The sequence below is a fragment of the Mesorhizobium sp. M0208 genome, assembly GCF_040322015.1.
Classification (GTDB): domain Bacteria; phylum Pseudomonadota; class Alphaproteobacteria; order Rhizobiales; family Rhizobiaceae; genus Mesorhizobium.
The window spans coordinates 1-640 of the sequence record NZ_JAMYSP010000125.1 but is presented as its reverse complement, the minus strand read 5'-3'; the positions used below and the strand labels follow the sequence as shown (position 1 = coordinate 640).

Below are 640 nucleotides of genomic sequence, written 5' to 3'. Positions count from 1 at the left end.
CCTGACGTGAACACCCAGTCGTCTGCAGCGACCACCACGGGCGCCAGCATGTCGAGGCTGAGTACGCTTTCAGCGCCCGGCCAAGACACGAAGGTGCGTTCGGCATCGCTCGAGATCAAGGCGACGCAATGGCCGCTGTCCATCATGGGCGATGGCGGGGTCATAGTACTGATACCCTCGGCGTTGAAGGCGCTGCGCAGGAAGTCGCCATTGGGTCCGCTGCCGAGTTGGCCGCCGAACACCACCTTCATGCCGGTGCGGCTGGCCGCGACCATCATGTTGAAGCCGCCGCCGGCGACTCGTGCATAGCTCGACGCAGTCTTCTCCGTGCCCGGGGCCGGCAAGGCATCGATGCGGTAAACATAGTCGACCACCGCGCTGCCGACATGGACGAGACGCCCTCTCATGCCGCCGCATCCTTGCCGCCACTGCCCTTGTCCACACGGCCCTTGGACATCCGCGCCACAACAAGGTCGGCGGCGAGCGCGCTAACCCCCGTCATGTCGATGCCCTTGAGGTTTGCAATGCGGTTCTGAGGCAATCGGGAAAAGCCGGTGCAGGCACCGGCCATGCCGGCCGCGATGGCGCCGATCGTATCGGTGTCGCCACCGAGATTGGCACTGATGACTGCCGCCTGCCA

The 640-nt window shown here is 65.2% G+C and carries 2 protein-coding genes; both read right to left on the bottom strand.

Annotation, left to right across the window (positions count from 1 at the left end):
- Positions 1–407, bottom strand: a 407-nt coding sequence (locus NKJ17_RS33940; protein WP_352692072.1) for a PfkB family carbohydrate kinase, incomplete at its 3' end; no start/stop codon positions are given.
- A partial coding sequence (locus tag NKJ17_RS33935) for an ADP-ribosylglycohydrolase family protein (protein WP_352692071.1) occupies positions 404–640 on the bottom strand: 237 nt, incomplete at its 5' end. The genes NKJ17_RS33940 and NKJ17_RS33935, both read right to left, overlap by 4 nt.